Genomic DNA, 616 nt, shown 5'->3' with positions numbered 1-616 from the left:
TGCTCTCTCACTGTGGGCAGCGACTGCAAACAGCTATGAAAAAGAAAAGCTTCTTGAAGGAAATGAAGAGGCGGATGTTGTCATTATTGGCGCAGGTTTCACAGGTCTTTCTTCTGCTTATCATTTGCAAAAATTAGGGAAGAGTGTCATTGTCCTTGAGCAAGAAACGATCGGATATGGCGCCAGCGGTCGTAACGGCGGGATGGTATTGCCAGGCTATAAGCCAACGGTGCAGGAGCTTGCCAAAAAGTATGGTGTCGACGAGGCGAGGCAGCTTAACGATCTCTCCCTATTTAGTGTTGAACTGGTTAAAAAAATCATTGACGAGCATCAAATCAACTGTAACTTTAGAAAGACAGGTCACATTGTGGCGGCTTACAAAGCCAAGCATTTTGAAGGATTGAAACATGAAAGCGAATACTTAAACAAAAATTTCGGGTACGAATCAAGCGTACTTGATCGAAGTCAGTTGCATCAAGAGATCGATTCCCCACTTTATTATGGCTGCTTAGTCGACAACTCGAGTTACTCGTTCCAGCCACTGAACTATGCAATTGGTTTGGGAGAAGCAGCTAAATCGATTGGTGCAAAAATCTTTGAGCATTCGAAAGCACTA

1 protein-coding gene is annotated in these 616 nt (G+C 43.8%); it reads left to right on the top strand.

Annotated elements, in window-relative coordinates:
* The coding region (locus AC1DUW_RS31820; RefSeq protein WP_477644578.1) for an NAD(P)/FAD-dependent oxidoreductase at positions 1-616 on the top strand (616 nt) is incomplete at both ends.

The sequence above is a fragment of the Peribacillus sp. P4_C12 genome, assembly GCF_056402095.1.
Note: the sequence above shows the minus strand (reverse complement) of the source record. Positions and strands in the feature narration are given on the sequence as shown.